At 42.1% G+C, this 16,320-nt stretch carries 19 protein-coding genes and 2 pseudogenes; 6 read left to right on the plus strand and 15 right to left on the minus strand.

Annotated elements, in window-relative coordinates; translation table 11 throughout:
• Positions 1–20 precede the first annotated feature (20 nt).
• From rimO to DIU38_RS28575, 6 genes are all read right to left on the minus strand, one after another.
• Positions 21–1,358 (minus strand): 30S ribosomal protein S12 methylthiotransferase RimO, encoded by a 1,338-nt coding sequence (rimO, locus tag DIU38_RS28550; RefSeq protein WP_112653372.1) that lies wholly within the window; start codon positions 1,356–1,358, stop codon positions 21–23.
• Positions 1,359–1,459: 101 nt separating this feature from the next.
• The gene (gene ftsY / locus DIU38_RS28555; protein WP_112653371.1) at positions 1,460–2,425 is read right to left on the minus strand and encodes a signal recognition particle-docking protein FtsY; all 966 of its coding nucleotides are present in this window, start codon (positions 2,423–2,425) and stop codon (positions 1,460–1,462) included.
• Positions 2,426–2,610: 185 nt separating this feature from the next.
• Positions 2,611–2,775 carry a DUF4295 domain-containing protein gene (locus tag DIU38_RS28560; RefSeq protein WP_090532298.1) on the minus strand — a complete coding sequence of 55 codons (165 nt, stop codon included), beginning with the start codon at positions 2,773–2,775 and terminating at the stop codon, positions 2,611–2,613.
• 83 nt (positions 2,776–2,858) lie between these two features.
• Positions 2,859–3,041, minus strand: a complete 183-nt coding sequence (rpmG, locus tag DIU38_RS28565; RefSeq protein WP_022830075.1) for a 50S ribosomal protein L33 — start codon at positions 3,039–3,041, stop codon at positions 2,859–2,861.
• Positions 3,042–3,123: 82 nt separating this feature from the next.
• Positions 3,124–3,357 (minus strand): 50S ribosomal protein L28, encoded by a 234-nt coding sequence (gene rpmB / locus DIU38_RS28570; protein WP_022830076.1) that lies wholly within the window; start codon positions 3,355–3,357, stop codon positions 3,124–3,126.
• 420 nt (positions 3,358–3,777) lie between these two features.
• Positions 3,778–4,920: an NAD(P)/FAD-dependent oxidoreductase gene (locus tag DIU38_RS28575; RefSeq protein WP_112653370.1), complete on the minus strand. Its 1,143-nt coding sequence runs from the start codon at positions 4,918–4,920 to the stop codon at positions 3,778–3,780.
• Positions 4,921–5,090: 170 nt separating this feature from the next.
• Here DIU38_RS28575 and DIU38_RS28580 point away from each other — a divergent pair, with 170 nt between their 5' ends.
• A complete protein-coding gene (locus tag DIU38_RS28580) occupies positions 5,091–5,798 on the plus strand; it encodes a zinc metallopeptidase (RefSeq protein WP_243770891.1) in 708 nt (235 codons plus the stop codon).
• A gap of 207 nt (positions 5,799–6,005) precedes the next feature.
• Here DIU38_RS28580 and apaG read toward each other — a convergent pair whose 3' ends face one another.
• Positions 6,006–6,392, minus strand: coding sequence for a Co2+/Mg2+ efflux protein ApaG (gene apaG / locus DIU38_RS28585; RefSeq protein ID WP_090532292.1), 387 nt, complete (start codon positions 6,390–6,392; stop codon positions 6,006–6,008).
• Between the two features lie 45 nt (positions 6,393–6,437).
• Positions 6,438–7,430, minus strand: a complete 993-nt coding sequence (gene dusB, locus DIU38_RS28590) for a tRNA dihydrouridine synthase DusB (RefSeq protein WP_091167108.1) — start codon at positions 7,428–7,430, stop codon at positions 6,438–6,440.
• A gap of 39 nt (positions 7,431–7,469) precedes the next feature.
• Here dusB and DIU38_RS28595 point away from each other — a divergent pair, with 39 nt between their 5' ends.
• The 4 genes and pseudogenes from DIU38_RS28595 to DIU38_RS28610 all read left to right on the plus strand — a co-directional run.
• On the plus strand, positions 7,470–8,414 hold the full coding sequence (locus DIU38_RS28595) for a CPBP family intramembrane glutamic endopeptidase (protein ID WP_112653368.1): 945 nt from the start codon (positions 7,470–7,472) through the stop codon (positions 8,412–8,414).
• Positions 8,415–8,627, plus strand: coding sequence for a putative signal transducing protein (locus DIU38_RS28600; RefSeq protein WP_091167115.1), 213 nt, complete (start codon positions 8,415–8,417; stop codon positions 8,625–8,627).
• A gap of 38 nt (positions 8,628–8,665) precedes the next feature.
• Positions 8,666–9,429, plus strand: a pseudogene (locus tag DIU38_RS28605) (phosphatidate cytidylyltransferase).
• A gap of 26 nt (positions 9,430–9,455) precedes the next feature.
• A pseudogene (locus DIU38_RS28610) lies at positions 9,456–10,109 on the plus strand (phosphatidylserine decarboxylase family protein); the annotation flags it as partial.
• 821 nt (positions 10,110–10,930) lie between these two features.
• Here DIU38_RS28610 and rplS read toward each other — a convergent pair.
• From rplS to DIU38_RS28630, 4 genes are all read right to left on the minus strand, one after another.
• Positions 10,931–11,278 (minus strand): 50S ribosomal protein L19, encoded by a 348-nt coding sequence (gene rplS, locus DIU38_RS28615; protein ID WP_090532282.1) that lies wholly within the window; start codon positions 11,276–11,278, stop codon positions 10,931–10,933.
• Positions 11,279–11,912: 634 nt separating this feature from the next.
• Positions 11,913–12,161: a hypothetical protein gene (locus DIU38_RS28620; RefSeq protein ID WP_112653365.1), complete on the minus strand. Its 249-nt coding sequence runs from the start codon at positions 12,159–12,161 to the stop codon at positions 11,913–11,915.
• A 5-nt stretch (positions 12,162–12,166) separates the two neighbouring features.
• Positions 12,167–12,658 (minus strand): hypothetical protein, encoded by a 492-nt coding sequence (locus DIU38_RS28625; RefSeq protein WP_112653364.1) that lies wholly within the window; start codon positions 12,656–12,658, stop codon positions 12,167–12,169.
• 44 nt (positions 12,659–12,702) lie between these two features.
• Positions 12,703–13,269, minus strand: coding sequence for an RNA polymerase sigma factor (locus DIU38_RS28630; protein ID WP_112653363.1), 567 nt, complete (start codon positions 13,267–13,269; stop codon positions 12,703–12,705).
• Between the two features lie 152 nt (positions 13,270–13,421).
• Here DIU38_RS28630 and DIU38_RS28635 point away from each other — a divergent pair, with 152 nt between their 5' ends.
• Complete coding sequence (locus DIU38_RS28635; protein WP_112653362.1) at positions 13,422–14,717, plus strand: hypothetical protein; 1,296 nt, start codon at positions 13,422–13,424, stop codon at positions 14,715–14,717.
• Here the strand turns inward: DIU38_RS28635 and trmD are convergent.
• The 3 genes from trmD to DIU38_RS28650 form a co-directional block, all read right to left on the minus strand.
• Positions 14,714–15,394 carry a tRNA (guanosine(37)-N1)-methyltransferase TrmD gene (trmD, locus tag DIU38_RS28640; RefSeq protein WP_091167128.1) on the minus strand — a complete coding sequence of 227 codons (681 nt, stop codon included), beginning with the start codon at positions 15,392–15,394 and terminating at the stop codon, positions 14,714–14,716. The genes DIU38_RS28635 and trmD overlap by 4 nt on opposite strands.
• A gap of 106 nt (positions 15,395–15,500) precedes the next feature.
• The gene (locus DIU38_RS28645) at positions 15,501–15,872 is read right to left on the minus strand and encodes a VOC family protein (protein ID WP_112653361.1); all 372 of its coding nucleotides are present in this window, start codon (positions 15,870–15,872) and stop codon (positions 15,501–15,503) included.
• A 52-nt stretch (positions 15,873–15,924) separates the two neighbouring features.
• The gene (locus DIU38_RS28650) at positions 15,925–16,314 is read right to left on the minus strand and encodes a VOC family protein (RefSeq protein WP_091167134.1); all 390 of its coding nucleotides are present in this window, start codon (positions 16,312–16,314) and stop codon (positions 15,925–15,927) included.
• Between the last annotated feature and the right edge of the window lie 6 nt (positions 16,315–16,320).

Genomic DNA, 16,320 nt, shown 5'->3' on the forward strand with positions numbered 1-16,320 from the left:
CAGCCGACCGCAAATTAACATTATTTTACAATTTGTCCATAAAGGTCAAAGTCTTCGGCGCTGTCTATCTTTACGTTAACAAAGCTGCCAACGGTAGCATAATCAATGCTGGCATCAATCAAAACTTCGTTATCAACCTCGGGCGAATCAAATTCTGTACGGCCAACAAAATAGCCGCCATCCTTTTTGTCAATCAGCACTTTATAGGTATTGCCAATCTTCTCCTGGTTCTTATCGAACGAGATGCCCTGCTGGATTTCCATGATGGCATCGGCACGCTCCTGTTTTACTTCTTCAGGTACATCATCAACCAAAGTATGAGCATGGGTCTTTTCCTCGTGCGAATAGGTGAAACAGCCCAAACGGTCGAACTTGGTATCCTCAACCCATTGTGCCATCTCTTCAAAATCCTGCTGGGTTTCGCCCGGGTAACCGGTGATTAACGTAGTACGCATAGCAATGCCCGGTACACGATCGCGGATCTCGTTTACAATATCAATGGTTTTTTGCTTGGTAATACCGCGGCGCATTGATTTCAGCATGTTATCGGTGATGTGCTGCAAAGGCATATCCATGTATTTGCAAATATTTTCACGCTCGTTCATCACATCCAGGATCTCCATCGGGAAGCCTGATGGGTAAGCGTATTGCAGCCTGATCCATTCAATACCATTTACGTCAGATAAGCGACGAAGTAATTCATCAAGGTTACGTTTGCCATAAAGATCAAGACCATAATAGGTTAAATCCTGTGCAATCAGGATCAGTTCTTTTGTTCCGTTTTTAGCCAATTTCTTAGCATCCTCAACTAGCTGCTCAATAGGTGAGCTCAGGTGCTTGCCACGCATCAGCGGAATAGCACAAAATGAACATGGGCGGTTACAGCCCTCAGCAATTTTAAAGTAAGCAAAGTGCGAAGGTGTGGTTAATAAACGCTCGCCTATCAACTCGTGTTTATAGTTTGCGCCTACAGTAGCTAATAAATTTTGCAGGTCATTGGTGCCGAAGTAGGCATCAACATTGGTGATCTCAGCTTCAAGTTCGGGTTTATAGCGTTCGCTCAGGCAGCCGGTAACAATCACCTTGCCTACTTTGCCCTGCTCCTTAAGTTCGCTGTATTGCAGAATAGTATCTATCGACTCCTGCTTGGCATTATCAATAAAGCCACAGGTATTAATTACTATAATATCATTTTTGCCTACCTTCTCGGCCTCATGCACCACATCAAACTGGTTGCCCTTCAGTTGGCCCATTAATATCTCCGAATCGTAAATATTTTTTGAGCAACCTAACGTAACCACGTTTACACGGGGTTTGGCCTGTTTAACTGATGGATGGGAAATTTCTTTTGTCTTCATAACACACTAATCATTGAGGGAAGCCCCTCTAAATCTCCCCCGGTAGGGGAGGCTTTCAAGTTCATTTAGCCCTCCCTACCGGAGAGGGTTGGGTGGGGCTGTTATTGCTTAAATAAGCTATCTACAAACGCCTGCCTGTCAAACAGCTGCAGGTGATCCATTCCCTCGCCAACACCTATATATTTAACCGGAATCTTAAACTGATCTGATATTCCTATAACCACACCACCTTTAGCTGTACCATCCAATTTGGTTAGCGCCAGCGCGTTTACGTTGGTAGCTTCGGTAAACTGCTTGCATTGCTCAATGGCGTTTTGCCCGGTTGAGGCGTCCAGTACCAGCAGTATCTCGTGCGGAGCACCGGGGATCACCTTTTGCATCACGTTCTTGATTTTGGTTAGCTCGTTCATCAGGCCAACTTTGTTGTGCAAACGGCCGGCAGTATCTATAATAGCCACATCATCGCCATTGGCCACAGCCGAACGAAGGGTATCATAAGCAACCGAAGCCGGATCGGAGCCCATAGCCTGGGCAACAACTTTTACACCAACACGTTCGCCCCAAAGTTTAATCTGGTCAACCGCGGCTGCGCGAAAGGTATCGGCAGCACCTAAAACAACCTGGTTGCCGGCCTGCTTTAGTTTATGGGCCAGCTTGCCTATAGTAGTGGTTTTACCTACGCCGTTAACGCCGACTACCATAATTACGTATGGCTTATAATCGCCATATTCAAAATTACGGAAGTCGTTACTGTTGTTTTCGGCAAGCAGTTGCTGAATTTCATCTTTTAACAGGGCGTTCAGCTCGTTGGTGCTTACGTATTTATCGCGGGCAACACGGGCCTGGATCCTGTCAATGATCTTGAGCGTGGTGCTTACGCCAACGTCGGATGTAACCAGGATCTCTTCCAGCTCATCCAACACATCATCATCAACGGTTGATTTACCGGCGATGGCTTTGGTGATCTTTGAAAAAAAGTTATCCTTGGTTTTTTCCAAACCGGTATCAAGCGCCTGCTGTTCCTGCTGCGTGTTTTCCTTTTTCTTAAAAAAATCAAATAATCCCATGGTGATCAGAATTTTCAGAATTATAGAATTTTCTGAATTTAAATATGTTTTCAGAAATATCAGATATTAATTCAAACAGCATTCTGTCAATTTATTAATTCTGTAAATTCTGATTCAGACAACATTCAACAAAAAAAGCCCTCTCGTTAAAACAAGACGGCTTCAATATTTTAATCAAAGAGTGATTATATAGTTTTACCTGCAATTGCATCCTTAACTAAATCGTTAGGGACAATTTGCTCTTTGAATGAATAAGCACCAGTTTTAGGTGATTTATTCATGGTGATCACTTTTGAATATTCTTTGCCTTTACCTGCTACTTTCAGCGTTGCAACTACTTTCTTTGCCATGTTGTTTAATTATTGATTTAGTGAATTATTGAGTTGGCTATATCAAATTAAAACTTAATGAGCCAATCAATCCGGTCAACTAATTATTTAATCTCTTTGTGAACGGTTACTTTCCTCAAAACAGGGTTGAATTTTTTCAACTCTAATCTTTCAGTTGTGTTTTTTTTGTTCTTAGTGGTGATATAGCGAGACATGCCTGGCATACCGCTTGTTTTGTGTTCGGTGCACTCTAAAATCACCTGAACCCTGTTGCCTTTTTTTGCCATTTTCTTTTTATGTTGTACGTGTCACCTCACGGCTTACGTAATTTTTCAATTTTATTATACTGCTAAACTTGAAAGCCAACTACTAAATGTAGCCTTTTTTAACAAATTTATTGATGCAGGCGGTAATACCGTTTTTGCTGATAGTTTTTACAGCAGAAGTAGATACCTTTAAGGTAATCCATTTATCTTCTTCAGGAATATAAAACTTTTTAAGTTTCAAGTTAGGATGAAACCTGCGTTTTGTTTTAACGTTTGAGTTTGAAACGTTGTTACCTACGATAGATCCTTTTCCTGTTAGATCACAAATTCTTGACATGACAAATATTTTTAATTATCAACCCTTTATCCAAAAAGAGTTTGCAAATATCAGACTTTTAAATCAAATATTCAACAGTGATTTGAAAAATTTTCAAAAAAGATTTGCTGCAGTGCCAGGCGCTTATCTATTTATCTAATAACAGGTTATTCTTAGCTGTGCTTACTGTTGTCTGAACCCGAATTGATGGAATTTGATCAATTAACAGAATGCTAAGCAAATTCGATGAATTCTTTTAATTTCATCAAATCGGGTTCACACAAAATCGGCAAATAATTTTAATCAACGATTATAGCGAGTTGCCTTCGGTCCGGGCTTCCTGCCTTGTCTCCGCTCAGGGATTCTGTACGCTATGGGCCCAATGTGGTGGTGGAGAGGCCGTTTTTACATCACAATTGCCGGGTTTTGAAAATCAATCACTTACGAATTAAGTAACAACTCTGCCACTTCCTCACCTACCAAACTCCCCATGGCAACGCCCATACCATTGCATCTCACAGCGCAAAAAATATTAGGCTGCACTTGTTTTACTATCGGGCTGATCTCCTGCCCGAAACCCATGATGCCGCTCCACCAATAATCAATCTCTACATTTTGGCCGGGGAGGATCACCTCGTTCAGATAGCTTATCAATTGCTGTTTAACTTCATCGGTATGGCCAAAATCCCAGGTTTCTTCAGCTTTATAATTGAGGTTGCGGCCGCCGCCAAACAATACCCGCCCATCAATATTGCGGAAGTAGTAATAACCCTGGTTAAAATGATAAGTGCCTTTAAGTTTTAAACCGGAAACCGGCTTGGTAACCATTACCTGTCCGCGGCCGGGCACTACATCAAGTTGAGGATATAGCTGGCTTGCAAAAGCATTGGTAGCCAGGATTACTTTGCCCGCTTTAAAAATACCTTGCGAGGTGCTTAGCCTGATGTGCTGATCTTCCTGCCCGATAACGGAAATACTGCAATTATTAAGTACCAATACGCCAAGTTGGTATGCTTTATATAAAAGAGCACGCATCATTTTGCCGGTATGGATCTGCCCTTCAAAAGGGTTGTATATGATATGCTTCACTTTATTGAAGCCAAAACCTGCAATTTTTTCATCGGCTACTGAATAAATGTCAGCATGGCCTATAGCATGTTGTAGTAATTTGTTAAGGTGGTCTATTTGATCAATACACTCACGTGCATGGCTTTCCTCATGATCCATGAACAGTTCATTCCCGCCATATTGATAATAATCGATGTTAGCGTCACCTAAATTTTCCCTTAATCGTTGCAGTCCTTTCCACTTGTAAGCTACCACGTGCATGGCCTCTGTTTCTGATGAATGATTTATTGCTTCAATTTGCTCCGAAACTGTACCAAAACAGGCAAAACCAGCGTTTTTAGTACTGGCGCCTGACGGTAGGAAGCCGCGCTCCAACACTAAAACTTTTAAGGTTGATTGCTGTTTTTTTAACTGAAGGGCGGCACTAAGGCCAACAAGTCCGCTGCCAATAATGATAACATCGGCGTTATCGGTAAAGGCTGTACGCTCCCAGTATGAAAATGATGGCTCCAACATGTTCAAAAATAGCTATTCGGGAAGCAAAAACTTTGAGGTAACCTAATGCTTTTAAACTTTTTGCTTAAAGCGGAATAGTTTTTGAACAAGCGCTGTAACGTTTGTAAGGTTTCAACCTACTTAGTTTTAACTTAATATTTATCAATTATATGAATCACATATCATTAATTATGGGATACATCGCGCCGAACTCGGCTTGGTTCCTGATGATTATTGTTGCCCTGGTAAGCTTTATTGTACAATGGCGGTTCAGGAGTAAAATTAAGCAGTATTCTGAAATTGGCTTAATGTCTGGCTTGTCGGGACAGGAAGTAGCCGTGAAGATGCTGCGCGCCCATGGTATTTTTGATGTACAGGTAATTTGTGTTGAAGGACAGCTTACGGATCATTATAACCCCGAAACAAAAACAGTGAACCTGAGCACCGATGTTTTTTACAGCCGCAGCATTGCCGCTGCCGCTGTCGCCGCACATGAATGCGGCCACGCCGTACAACACGCCGAAGCTTATGGCTGGTTAAGTTTCAGATCGGCTATGGTGCCCGTTATCAACGTGGCATCAACTATTACCCAGTGGACTTTGTTCATCGGCATTGTGCTGTTATTTTTTTCGGGTAGCCCTTATGTTTTGGCAGTTGGTGTTGTCGCGCTTGCACTGGTTACATTTTTTAGCTTTATAACCCTGCCGGTTGAGTTTGATGCAAGTCGCCGGGCGTTGGCGTGGCTGGATAACAATTATGCTGTGGTACAAACCGGACAAGAACATGAAATGGCAAAAGATGCCCTCTGGTGGGCTGCCATGACCTATGTAGTTGCCGCGTTGAGCGCTTTGGCTACGTTGGTTTACTATGCTTCGTTTTTGTTTAACAGGAGGAATTAAGCTTCAAGAGGCGAGAAGTCAAGAGCCAGGAGGCAAGAAATCAAGAGGCAAGAGACAAGAAAAAGAAGTCTTTTGCGTTGATGTCAAATGAAAAGCCCTAACCGATTATTCAGTTAGGGCCTTTCTATTTTTACATTGTTTGTCTTGCTTCTTGAATCTTAACTTCTTGCTTCTTTAATTGTTTCTTGAATCTTGCCGTCTTGACTCTCAATTCAACCTGTATGGCGCTATCAGATAAAACTCAGGGATTTGTACATTGAAGTTGGCGTTATCCAACAGGCGGATCATGTGGTATTCGCCTTTCATGTTGCCCATGTCGGTTTTAAGGTTGCAGCCTGATACATACTCATGGGTATGGCCCGGCTCAATAACAGGCTGCTGGCCTACTACACCTTCGCCCTCCACTTCGCGCTTTGCACCGTTTGAGTCAAATATATACCAGTGACGGCTCATCAACCTGATGGCGTAGTTGGTCATATTTTCGATGCTTACCTTGTAGGCAAACATAAAATGATCGTTTGCCGGGTTTGAATACTCCGGCTGATATATGGTTTCGATGGAAACCTTAACACCCTCAGTTATAGTGGTAACCATGTGACAAGTATCGTTTATTTCAAATATATGGAAAGGGAGCAAATATTAAGCCATTTCGATGGCATATTTTTCTTCGATCTCGGCCAAAATCTGGTCAACTGCTTCAAGATCAGGGGCGGTAACAAACCGCATCCTAAACTCTTTGAAATGATCTATCCCTTTAAAGTAGTTAGAGTAATGCCTGCGCATCTCAAAAATGCCCGTTTTAGGGCCTTTCCACTCTATTGATTTGTATAAATGGGCACGGCAAGCTGCCACACGTTCGGCAATTGTTGGCTTATCCAGGTATTCGCCGGTTTTAAAAAAGTGCTTTATTTCGCGGAAAATCCATGGATAACCAATCGCCGCACGACCGATCATCATGCCGTCAACCTCATATTCCATACGCCATGCGGCAGCCTTTTCGGGCGAATCGATGTCGCCATTGCCGAAAATGGGGATTTTTATCCGCGGATTTTTTTTGATATCCCTGATCAACGACCAATCGGCTTCGCCTTTATACATCTGCGAGCGGGTACGGCCGTGTATGGTAAGTGCCTTGATCCCCACATCCTGCAGGCGTTCGGCAACCTCATAAACATTTTTGGTGTTATCGTCCCAGCCAAGGCGGGTTTTTACGGTTACCGGTAAATGTGTGGCCTCAACAACCGCTTTGGTCATGGCAACCATTTTATCAATATCCTGCAAAAGGCTTGCGCCGGCACCGCGGCAGGCCACCTGTTTTACCGGGCAGCCATAATTAATATCCATTAAATCGGGATTGGCCAGCGTAGCTATTTCAGTAGCTTCGCGCATGTGGTCAATATCACTGCCGAAGATCTGGATGCCGATAGGCCTTTCGTATTCAAAAATATCCAGCTTTTGCCTGCTTTTTGCCGCATCGCGGATCAGGCCTTCGCTTGAAATAAACTCTGTATACATCATATCCGCGCCGTTTTGCTTGCACACATAACGGAAGGGTGGATCACTCACATCCTCCATCGGCGCCAGCAGCAGCGGGAACTCACCTAAATCAATATTTCCTATTTGTACAGACATCCTTATCTTTAGCCTGCAAAATTACGAATTTTACATCGAATGATAAAAGCCTCATATCAAAGCCCTCAGCCACAGGGAAGTCAAATAACGCCGTTTTTACAATTTATAATACTGATTGCGCTAACTATAGGGATGCTGATTGTGTGCGGTTTAATAGCTGCCGGAATTATCGGGGTGATATTTGGGTCACAAACGCTTACTGATACGTTTACTTTTAATACCCGAAACCCGCATGTTGGTGCCGCTTTATGGACACTGCAAATTATCAGTACTACCTTGCCCTTATATCTTGCCCCTGTAATTTTTGCACGCTTTATAGTAAAGGAACCTGTAGATTATTTAAAGGTTAGCCCCAAATTTCCACCAGTGCTGTTACTACTAATACTATCTATCATGATCTGTTCATCGCCGGTGATGGAAGTGCTGGTAAATGTTAACCAGAAACTGGCTTTGCCGGCCTCGTTAAAAAGCCTGGAAGATGCGTTACGTGCCATGGAAGCACAGGCCCAGAAGGCTACAGAAGCCATGCTTCAAATGAAGACCATATCCGACATGCTTTTTGCGGTTTTAGTAGTTGGACTATTAACTGCCATCGCCGAAGAGTTTTTATTCAGGGGATGCTTACAAACCATCATGATCCGGTGGACAGGAAATCCGCATGCAGCTATCTGGATCACGGCTATCCTTTTCAGTGCTTTCCATATGGAGTTTTTTACCTTTTTACCGCGTGTGGCGCTGGGCGTGTTTTTTGGCTATTTTGTAATGTGGAGCGGCAGCATCTGGACAAGCGTTTGGGCGCATTTTTTAAACAATGCCACCCAGGTGGTGATCCTGTACCTGTATTCGCAAAAGCGCATTACCCTTGATCCTAATGATCAGCACGTATTTAATTACCAGAGCTATGCTTTAAGCCTGATAATTATTTTAATTTTGCTTTTTATGTACAGAAATACTGCTAAAGGAAAAAGCCCGCTGTTGAGTTAAATGGAAAAAAACTGGGTCAAAATTTTTACTTCAACTAATTTTTACCAATCAGAAATTGTTAAGCAAATGCTTACCGGGAATCATATTGATACCGTTTTGCTGAATAAACAGGATTCATCGCACCGCAACTTTGGCGAAATAGAGGTTTATATTCACCAGGAGGATTTTAGTAAGGCTATTGAGATCATGATCCTCAATCAAATTAATATATGAAACAACGCGCCATCACTGGCTTATTTTTTATTATCGTAATGATTGGGTCTAATTTATTAGGCCCATATGTATTTAGTGTTTTTTACCTGTTATTGAGTCTGTTTTGCCTTTTGGAATTTTACAAACTGGTTAAACAGGGCGGTATGCAGCCCGAGCTTTTTACCGGGGCACTTGCCGGCGTAATCATGTTCTTCTTTTTTGCGGCTAACTGCTATTTCCCGGCATATAAATACATTATACTGCTACCCATACTGCTTAGCTTTATTCCGATAGGCGAGTTATATAAAAAATCTACCGCGCCATTCACTAATATTGGCTTCACTTATTTGGGTTTGCTGATGGCTGTTGTGCCGTTCATGTTTTTTCATGCGATGGCTTTTACCCGTGGCGATGGTGTTTTTAACTTTCACATGCCGCTTGGCTTTTTAATTATGCTGTGGAGCAATGATACCGGGGCTTACCTGGTGGGCAGCAAATTTGGCCGTAACAAGTTATTCGAAAGGCACTCGCCTAAAAAATCATGGGAAGGCTTTATCGGGGCATACTGATCTGCGCTTTGGCGGCATATATTTTGAGCCGTTTTTATACAGAATACAATTGTTTCGACTGGATCATTATGTCGCTTATCATCTCAAACTTTGGCACCATGGGTGATCTGGTTGAATCCATGTTCAAGCGCAGCCTCAACGTAAAAGATTCGGGGGGCATATTACCAGGCCATGGCGGCCTTCTTGATAGGTTTGACGGCCTGCTGATGGCCGCGCCAATTGTATATGCATACCTGTACTTAATTTCAAATTAGTAGTTTTGTATTAAACACAATAAATAATGACCATACATAAAGAAGGCTATACCTCACTCGCTATTACTATCCTGTTCATTTTTGTTTTAAATGCGCTCATCCAGTTTTATATGCCCACCGCGCATACCCTAAAATGGATAGTTTACATTTTTTCGGGTGCTTTATTTTTGATCATCCTGCAGTTTTTCCGCAGTCCATTCTTTGATATTGAAACCGCCGAAAATACTATCCTTTGCCCTGCCGATGGCAAGGTTGTAGTGATTGAAGAAACTGAAGAAACCGAATTTTTAAAAGATAAACGTATTCAATTATCGGTTTTCATGTCGCCGGTTAATGTGCACGTGAACCGTAACCCTATTGCAGGTGTGGTAAGTTATTTTAAATATCATAAAGGTAAATACCTGGTGGCCTGGCATCCTAAATCATCAACCGAGAATGAGCGTACTACAATAGCTATTGAAAACAGCAAAGGGGTAACTGTATTGTTCAGGCAGATAGCCGGTGCACTGGCCCGCCGCATAGTTTGGTATGTTAAACAAGGGGATATTGTTGAGCAGGGCCAACAGTTCGGTTTTATTAAGTTTGGCTCGAGAGTGGATGTTTTCCTGCCGCTGGGCACTAAGATCCTGGTAAATATTGGCGATGTAGTAAAAGGCGGTCGTACCATTTTAGCCGAGCTGGTTGACGCTGAGCCTTTAAAAGAAGCTGCGAAACCTGATGCCATTGTTGTTCCCGAGCCGCCTGCAGCACCTGTTGAACCAGCTGTTTTGGTAGAGGAAACACCTACTATGAACAGCATTACTCCTGCTCCGTCATTGGTAGTTGATTATCCTGAGGCAGCTGAAAATCCGGCAGTGGAAGAAAGCGCCGCAGAGAAACCTGTTAAGAAAAAAACAGCATCAAAAGCTAAAAAAGTTGATAGTGGTGATGCGGCAAAGGAAGCGGATAGCGAATAATTAGAATTTTATATTAAAAAAGCAGTTGGGTTATCCATCTGCTTTTTTTGTGCCCGGATAGCTGCTTGTGCTATGAAATCTACACAAGCAAAACCTGTTGTCATTTCGACGAACAGGCGGAGGGTAAAGTAATGGTGTGAGGAGAAATCTTCTACACCATGCTTTAACGTTTACAGTGGCTTAGCAAGGTGTATTAGGTTCCTTTTTCGCCCCGTTGCGAATCCTTCCCTGCTCACTCGAAATGGCAATTTTATTTATTGGAATTAAAAACACTGTCGCGGGTTTAGGGAAAGCGTAACCCATGATTCGGCATGATTGAAGCTTTCAGCTTCAGTGGCATCTTAAGCTGAAAGCTTAAGCCATGGTTCACCACGGGTTACAAACCCGCGGTAGTTTACTTTGATAGCTTGCCTTTGCCTTCGTATTTGAAAATCAATAGATTAAGAGGACGGTTTTTCAAAAACCATCACATAGCAAAAGGCCTTACCGAAATTACTTCAGAAAGGCCTTTTAATTTTTTATATACCGCTAAGCGGTTGGATAAATTAAACGCGTTTTGATTTGATACGAGCTGCTTTACCAGTAAGGGCACGCAGGTAGTACAGTTTAGAACGACGAACTTTACCAACGCTGTTAACTTCGATTTTGTCGATGTTTGGAGAGTTAACAGGGAAGATACGCTCAACGCCAATGCCATTTGATACTTTACGCACAGTAAAAGTTTCGCTTACACCAACGCTGTTACGCTGAATAACAACACCTTGGTAAACCTGAACGCGTTCTTTATTTCCTTCTCTGATTTTATAGTGAACACTTACAGTATCACCAGCTTTGAAGGATGGAAGCTGCTTTTTTTCTACTGATTGCTCTTCAACAAATTTTACTAAATCCATGATTTTAAGCTCTTAATGCGATTTTTAGCCCGTAAAAATCGGATTGCAAGTATAGGGATTATTTTCAATAAAAGAAAGCCAAATTTAAAAATTTCCACATTTAGTTTTTTTATTAACAGTAGGTTGTGGTTCCTGTCAATGACAAGAGGGTGTTTGGTGCAAAATTAAACATCGGTTTTATTAAATTGCCGATGCTAACCAAGCCAAGCATGTACAATTCAATTGATTCAAATACTGCAAGAGCCACTAATATTGCCAGGTGGCTATTCTTTATTAATCTTATACCCACAATTATCGCATGTGGAATTGTTTTAATCACCTTTGACCAATTGGAACGAAACCATTTTGGAAATACTTATGATTGGATAGTCCTAAGTTTGATGCTACTTGGTATCGCAACGCAGTATATTTACTATCGGCAAATGACTAATACATACCATGCACTCAATCCGGCTGGATGGGTTTGCTCAATAATTATTAATACGATTTTTATTGTTAGTCATGTTGTTAGTTCTTTCAGAACGCTTTCTTCCGCTGGGTTAATAATCGTTTATCCGATTGTATTTCTTGTATTCAGCGTAAAAGTCTTGAGATTGTTGAGGCACTCTGAACCTTCGGCCATTTCTTAAAGCCATCATTTATTTTTTATGAGATCCGGCGCCGGCTTCTTCTCAGTAAAGTAGGCGATTAACGTATACACCAGCCCGATTAAAAGCAGGTTGAAGACAAAATTAATGAGCGTATCACTCACCGAATGCGAGCGTTTATCGATATCAATAAACGTAAAAACAGTATAAGCAAGTGCAATGATCAGTATGATCCAGCCAATAATGGATACAGGCAGGTAGATGATCCCTTTGCGGGTAAACCAGTTTAATTTCATGATGGTTAATTTTTGATGGATATGTTTTCTGTCATGGCGAAATTGATGAACGCGAACACAATGGCAAGGCTGATGAGGATCAATACAATGTTCCACAGTTTTAACCTGATACTGATATTGAGCTCTTTTACTTTGCGCCTGTCGGGATCTATTGGCCGAACCTGTACATGAATAATAGAAAGCAGGTTGATAACAATGCATACAACAGGAAGTATGAACAATACCAGCGGGCCGACATAATCGATATAGGGCACCTTTTCCAGCTGTACCATCACACTGAACATAGCACTAAACCAGTTTGCATTAATGTGGAAGTGATAATACATGAATACGCACAGCAAAAAGTAGCAGGGCACTATCACCAGCCATAATCCCAGGGCTGCCGAACGCCCGGCGTTCATGATGGCCATTTTCACCATGTCCTGGTGTTGGGATGGGTTTACATCGGGTACTTTTAAATTTTCCATTTGCTTTAAAAATTCGTCCTGATCTTTCATGTTAATTACCCTTATAATGCATTAATTGGTTTTGGTTGCAGTGCTTAAAGCATGTTTCTTAATTTCTCCAGCCCGCGCGAAAGCAATGATTTTACGGTGCCTTCATTTTTATCCAGGATCTCGCTGATCTCGGTATTTGTTTTCTGTTCAAAATATCTTAAGGAAATAACTTCCTGGTATTTAATATCAAGCTTAAGCAGGTTTTGGCGGATCTGGTTGTAATCATTGTAAGCTTTCAGTTCCTGCTCCATCATCTCGCGCTCGTTGCCGGCATGGTCATGCAGCAGCTTTTCCATCTGCGGGTTTTCCAGCAGTTGCTGTAACGATTCCGGTTTGTATTTACTGCTGCGGTAATACTGATTAAGCTCATTGGTGGCAATGCGGTAAAGCCATGACGACAGGCCTATCCCCCTCCATTTAAATGAACCTATCTTCAAAAAAGCTTTTAGGAAAGTTTCGGCTGCGATGTCCCTTGCCAGGTCGTAATCTCCACAGCGACGCATAATGTAGCCGAATACCGGTTTATACCAACGATCGAACACCTGCCCGAAAGCAGCCGGGCTGGTTCGGCATTGTTCAATAAGCTGGGCTTCGGTGTGGTTAGGGTTCATAGCTGCAACGCCACTATAATGCAATAAGCATTATTTGGTTGCAATCTAATTTAAGGAAAAGAGCATTGTTAATATACCGCTATGTTTTAACAAAGCGTTGAATTTTGAATAATTATATCCGGAGATAGGCTATAAATTGGTATCATTGATATATGCCATACCATATGCGTTTTAATGTAAAGCAAAACCCCTATTTCCTGTTTTCACCGTTCCTTGTTTATTACGTTTATCGTGTATTGAAATTTAAATATCCTGTGTTGTATGGCGATGAGCCCAGGTACGTAGGTTTTGCATCTAACTTAATTCATGGTTTTTATTCGCCCCCCGCGCCTGATATTAATTTATGGAGTGGTCCGGGTTATCCTGTTGTACTCATGCCTTGCGCCGCGTTGCATTTGCCAATGATTTGGTATCCCTTATTAAACGCGCTTTTCTTTTACCTGTCGGTAGTGTTTTTTAATCAGGCCCTGCGTTATGTGGTTAGGGAAAAACTGGCGATGCTATTTGCTGTTATATGGGCATTTTATATTAATCTTTACCAGTTTTTACCCGCAATTTATACCGAGGTTTTTACTTCATTTTTAATAGTAAGTATTGTATACAGCATCACCTTGTATTATGTGAAACATAAAACAGTATACCTTGTACTTTCAGGTTTTTTGATTGGTTTCCTGGCCTTAACCAAAATCATTTTCGGTTATGTAATATTGCTTTGTTTGATTATCTGTTTGCTGTTAAGTATCATAAAGGTGATAAGAACATCTTGTATTAATGCGGTATATATCTTCGCTATAGCCTTGCTTACCACAGTGCCCTATCTTTCCTATACCCAACACCTTACCGGAAAGATTTTTTACTGGGGAAATTCCGGAGGGATGAGTTTGTACTGGATGAGTTCGCCCTATGATTTTGAATATGGCGACTGGAAGGTTCCCTATCTGTCTAACTCAATACTCCCGATGCCGTTTAAATCAACCGAAGGCGATTCGCTGCTGCAAGCAAATCATGCCAAAGAGATATCTTTTATCATGGCGCATCAAGGTGTTGAGCAGGATGAACTTTTTAAAAAAGCGGCAATCAGGAATATTAAATCCGCACCTAAAAAATTTGTAAAAAATTACTTCTACAACATCGCGCGAATGCTTTTTGATTTTCCTTATTCATATACCTACCAGGTTACTCAAACAATAAGCAACATTATTACAGGATCCTTGCTTTTGTGGGCTTCCATTATATGTTTAGTCATAAGTGTAATTAACCGAAAGCAGATCATCTATCCGGTTAAACTAACAATGCTGCTTTTTACGGTTTACTTTTTGCTTAGCGGCTTTGCAAGTGCTTACGTGAGGCAATTGGATGTTGTGGTGCCGATACTGCTTTTTTGGATAGCCTGTACTATTGATAAACTTCCAAAAATGAGCCTTAAGTTTAAAGAAACGGTTGTTTAATCTTTATCCAACAAATCCGGCCGTCGTGCTTTTGTACGCTCTAATGCCTGCTCGTGGCGCCATTTTTCTATTTCGGGTGTGTTGCCTCCTAAAAGTATTTCGGGGACCTTGTGCCCGTTCCAGTCGGCCGGACGGGTATAAACAGGGGCATCCAGCAGGTCGTCCTGGAATGAATCAGACAGTGCGGATGTTTCGTCGCTCAATACACCGGGGATAAGTCTTACCACGGCATCAACCAATACGGCGGCAGGCAGTTCCCCGCCCGAAAGTACGTAATCGCCTATAGAGATCTCGCGGGTTACATAAATGTCGCGGATGCGTTGATCAATACCTTTATAATGGCCGCAAAGGATAATAATGTTTTTTTTGATGGAAAGCTGGTTAGCGATAGCCTGATTGAGGGTTTCGCCATCGGGCGACATGAAGATGATCTCGTCATAATCACGCTCTGATTTTAGTTTTTCAATACATGCCGCAAAAGGTGGAATGGTCATCACCATACCGCTGCCGCCACCGTAAGGATAATCATCCACGCTTTTTTGCTTATTGGTGGCATAATCCCTCAGGTTATGAACAACAATTTCAGAAATCCCCTTTTTCTGCGCACGCTGCAAAATAGAATGTGCAAAAGGGCTTTCAAGCAAACCGGGCAATACAGAGATGATATCGAAACGCATATTTTCTTCAGACTCAGGATAAAAGAATCAGGATGCAAGATTACTGAAAAATGTCCTCTCTCCGAAATTGTCTTGATTCTGAGTCTTGCAATCTTGCTTCTTTAGGCTATCCTCTATGCTGATAAATTCCCCATAAATTACCCGCCGGGTCAGTAAAATGTGCGGTAATTTCCGGGAAATCCTTACCAATGGGTTGAACAATGATACCCCGATTGGCCTCTATCAGTTTAAGTGTTGCTTCTGCATCATCAACCATAATGGAGATCAGTAACCCTGCTTTGCCCATCGGTTCGCGACCGGTTACCCACATGCCGCTTACTTCTCCTACGCCGTCATCAAACGAGGCGGAGCCGTGATTATCCGTACGGATGTGCCAGCCGAAAACAGTTTCAAAAAACTTTGAGGATATGCTGATATCAGTAGCTGGAATCTCGATATAACATATTTTGCCGTTGCCGTAGGTGGGTTGCTTTGCCATAATGGTGCTTTTTATCTTGTCTCTTGATTCTTGTTGCTTGCTTCTATATCAACTATATCACCTTCTCAATCATCCAGCGGTGCCCGAAAGGGTCAATAAAGTCACCCTGGCGGTAACCATAGTCCCAGTCTGTTACTTCCGAAGCTATTGTTGCGCCTGCCTGCCTCGCAGCTTCCATCACAGCATGCACATCATCAACAAAAACACCGATGGTTACAGTGGTAGCCTTTGTGGTATCGGGGCAAAGTACAGCCGTTCGTTCGGTTTCCTCATGTAAATGAAAAATGGTGCCATCTATCGAAAGCTCCGATACGTGGATGCTGCCATCATCATTACTAAAACGCCTGAGTTCTACCGCGCCCAAAGCTTTAATGTAAAAACTGATATCGGTTACACCATGCGGAATGGCTAACTGCGGTGCGAAGCTTGGTTTTGTTGCCATGGTTAT

This window comes from Mucilaginibacter metallidurans (genome assembly GCF_003286435.2).
GTDB lineage: Bacteria > Bacteroidota > Bacteroidia > Sphingobacteriales > Sphingobacteriaceae > Mucilaginibacter > Mucilaginibacter gossypii.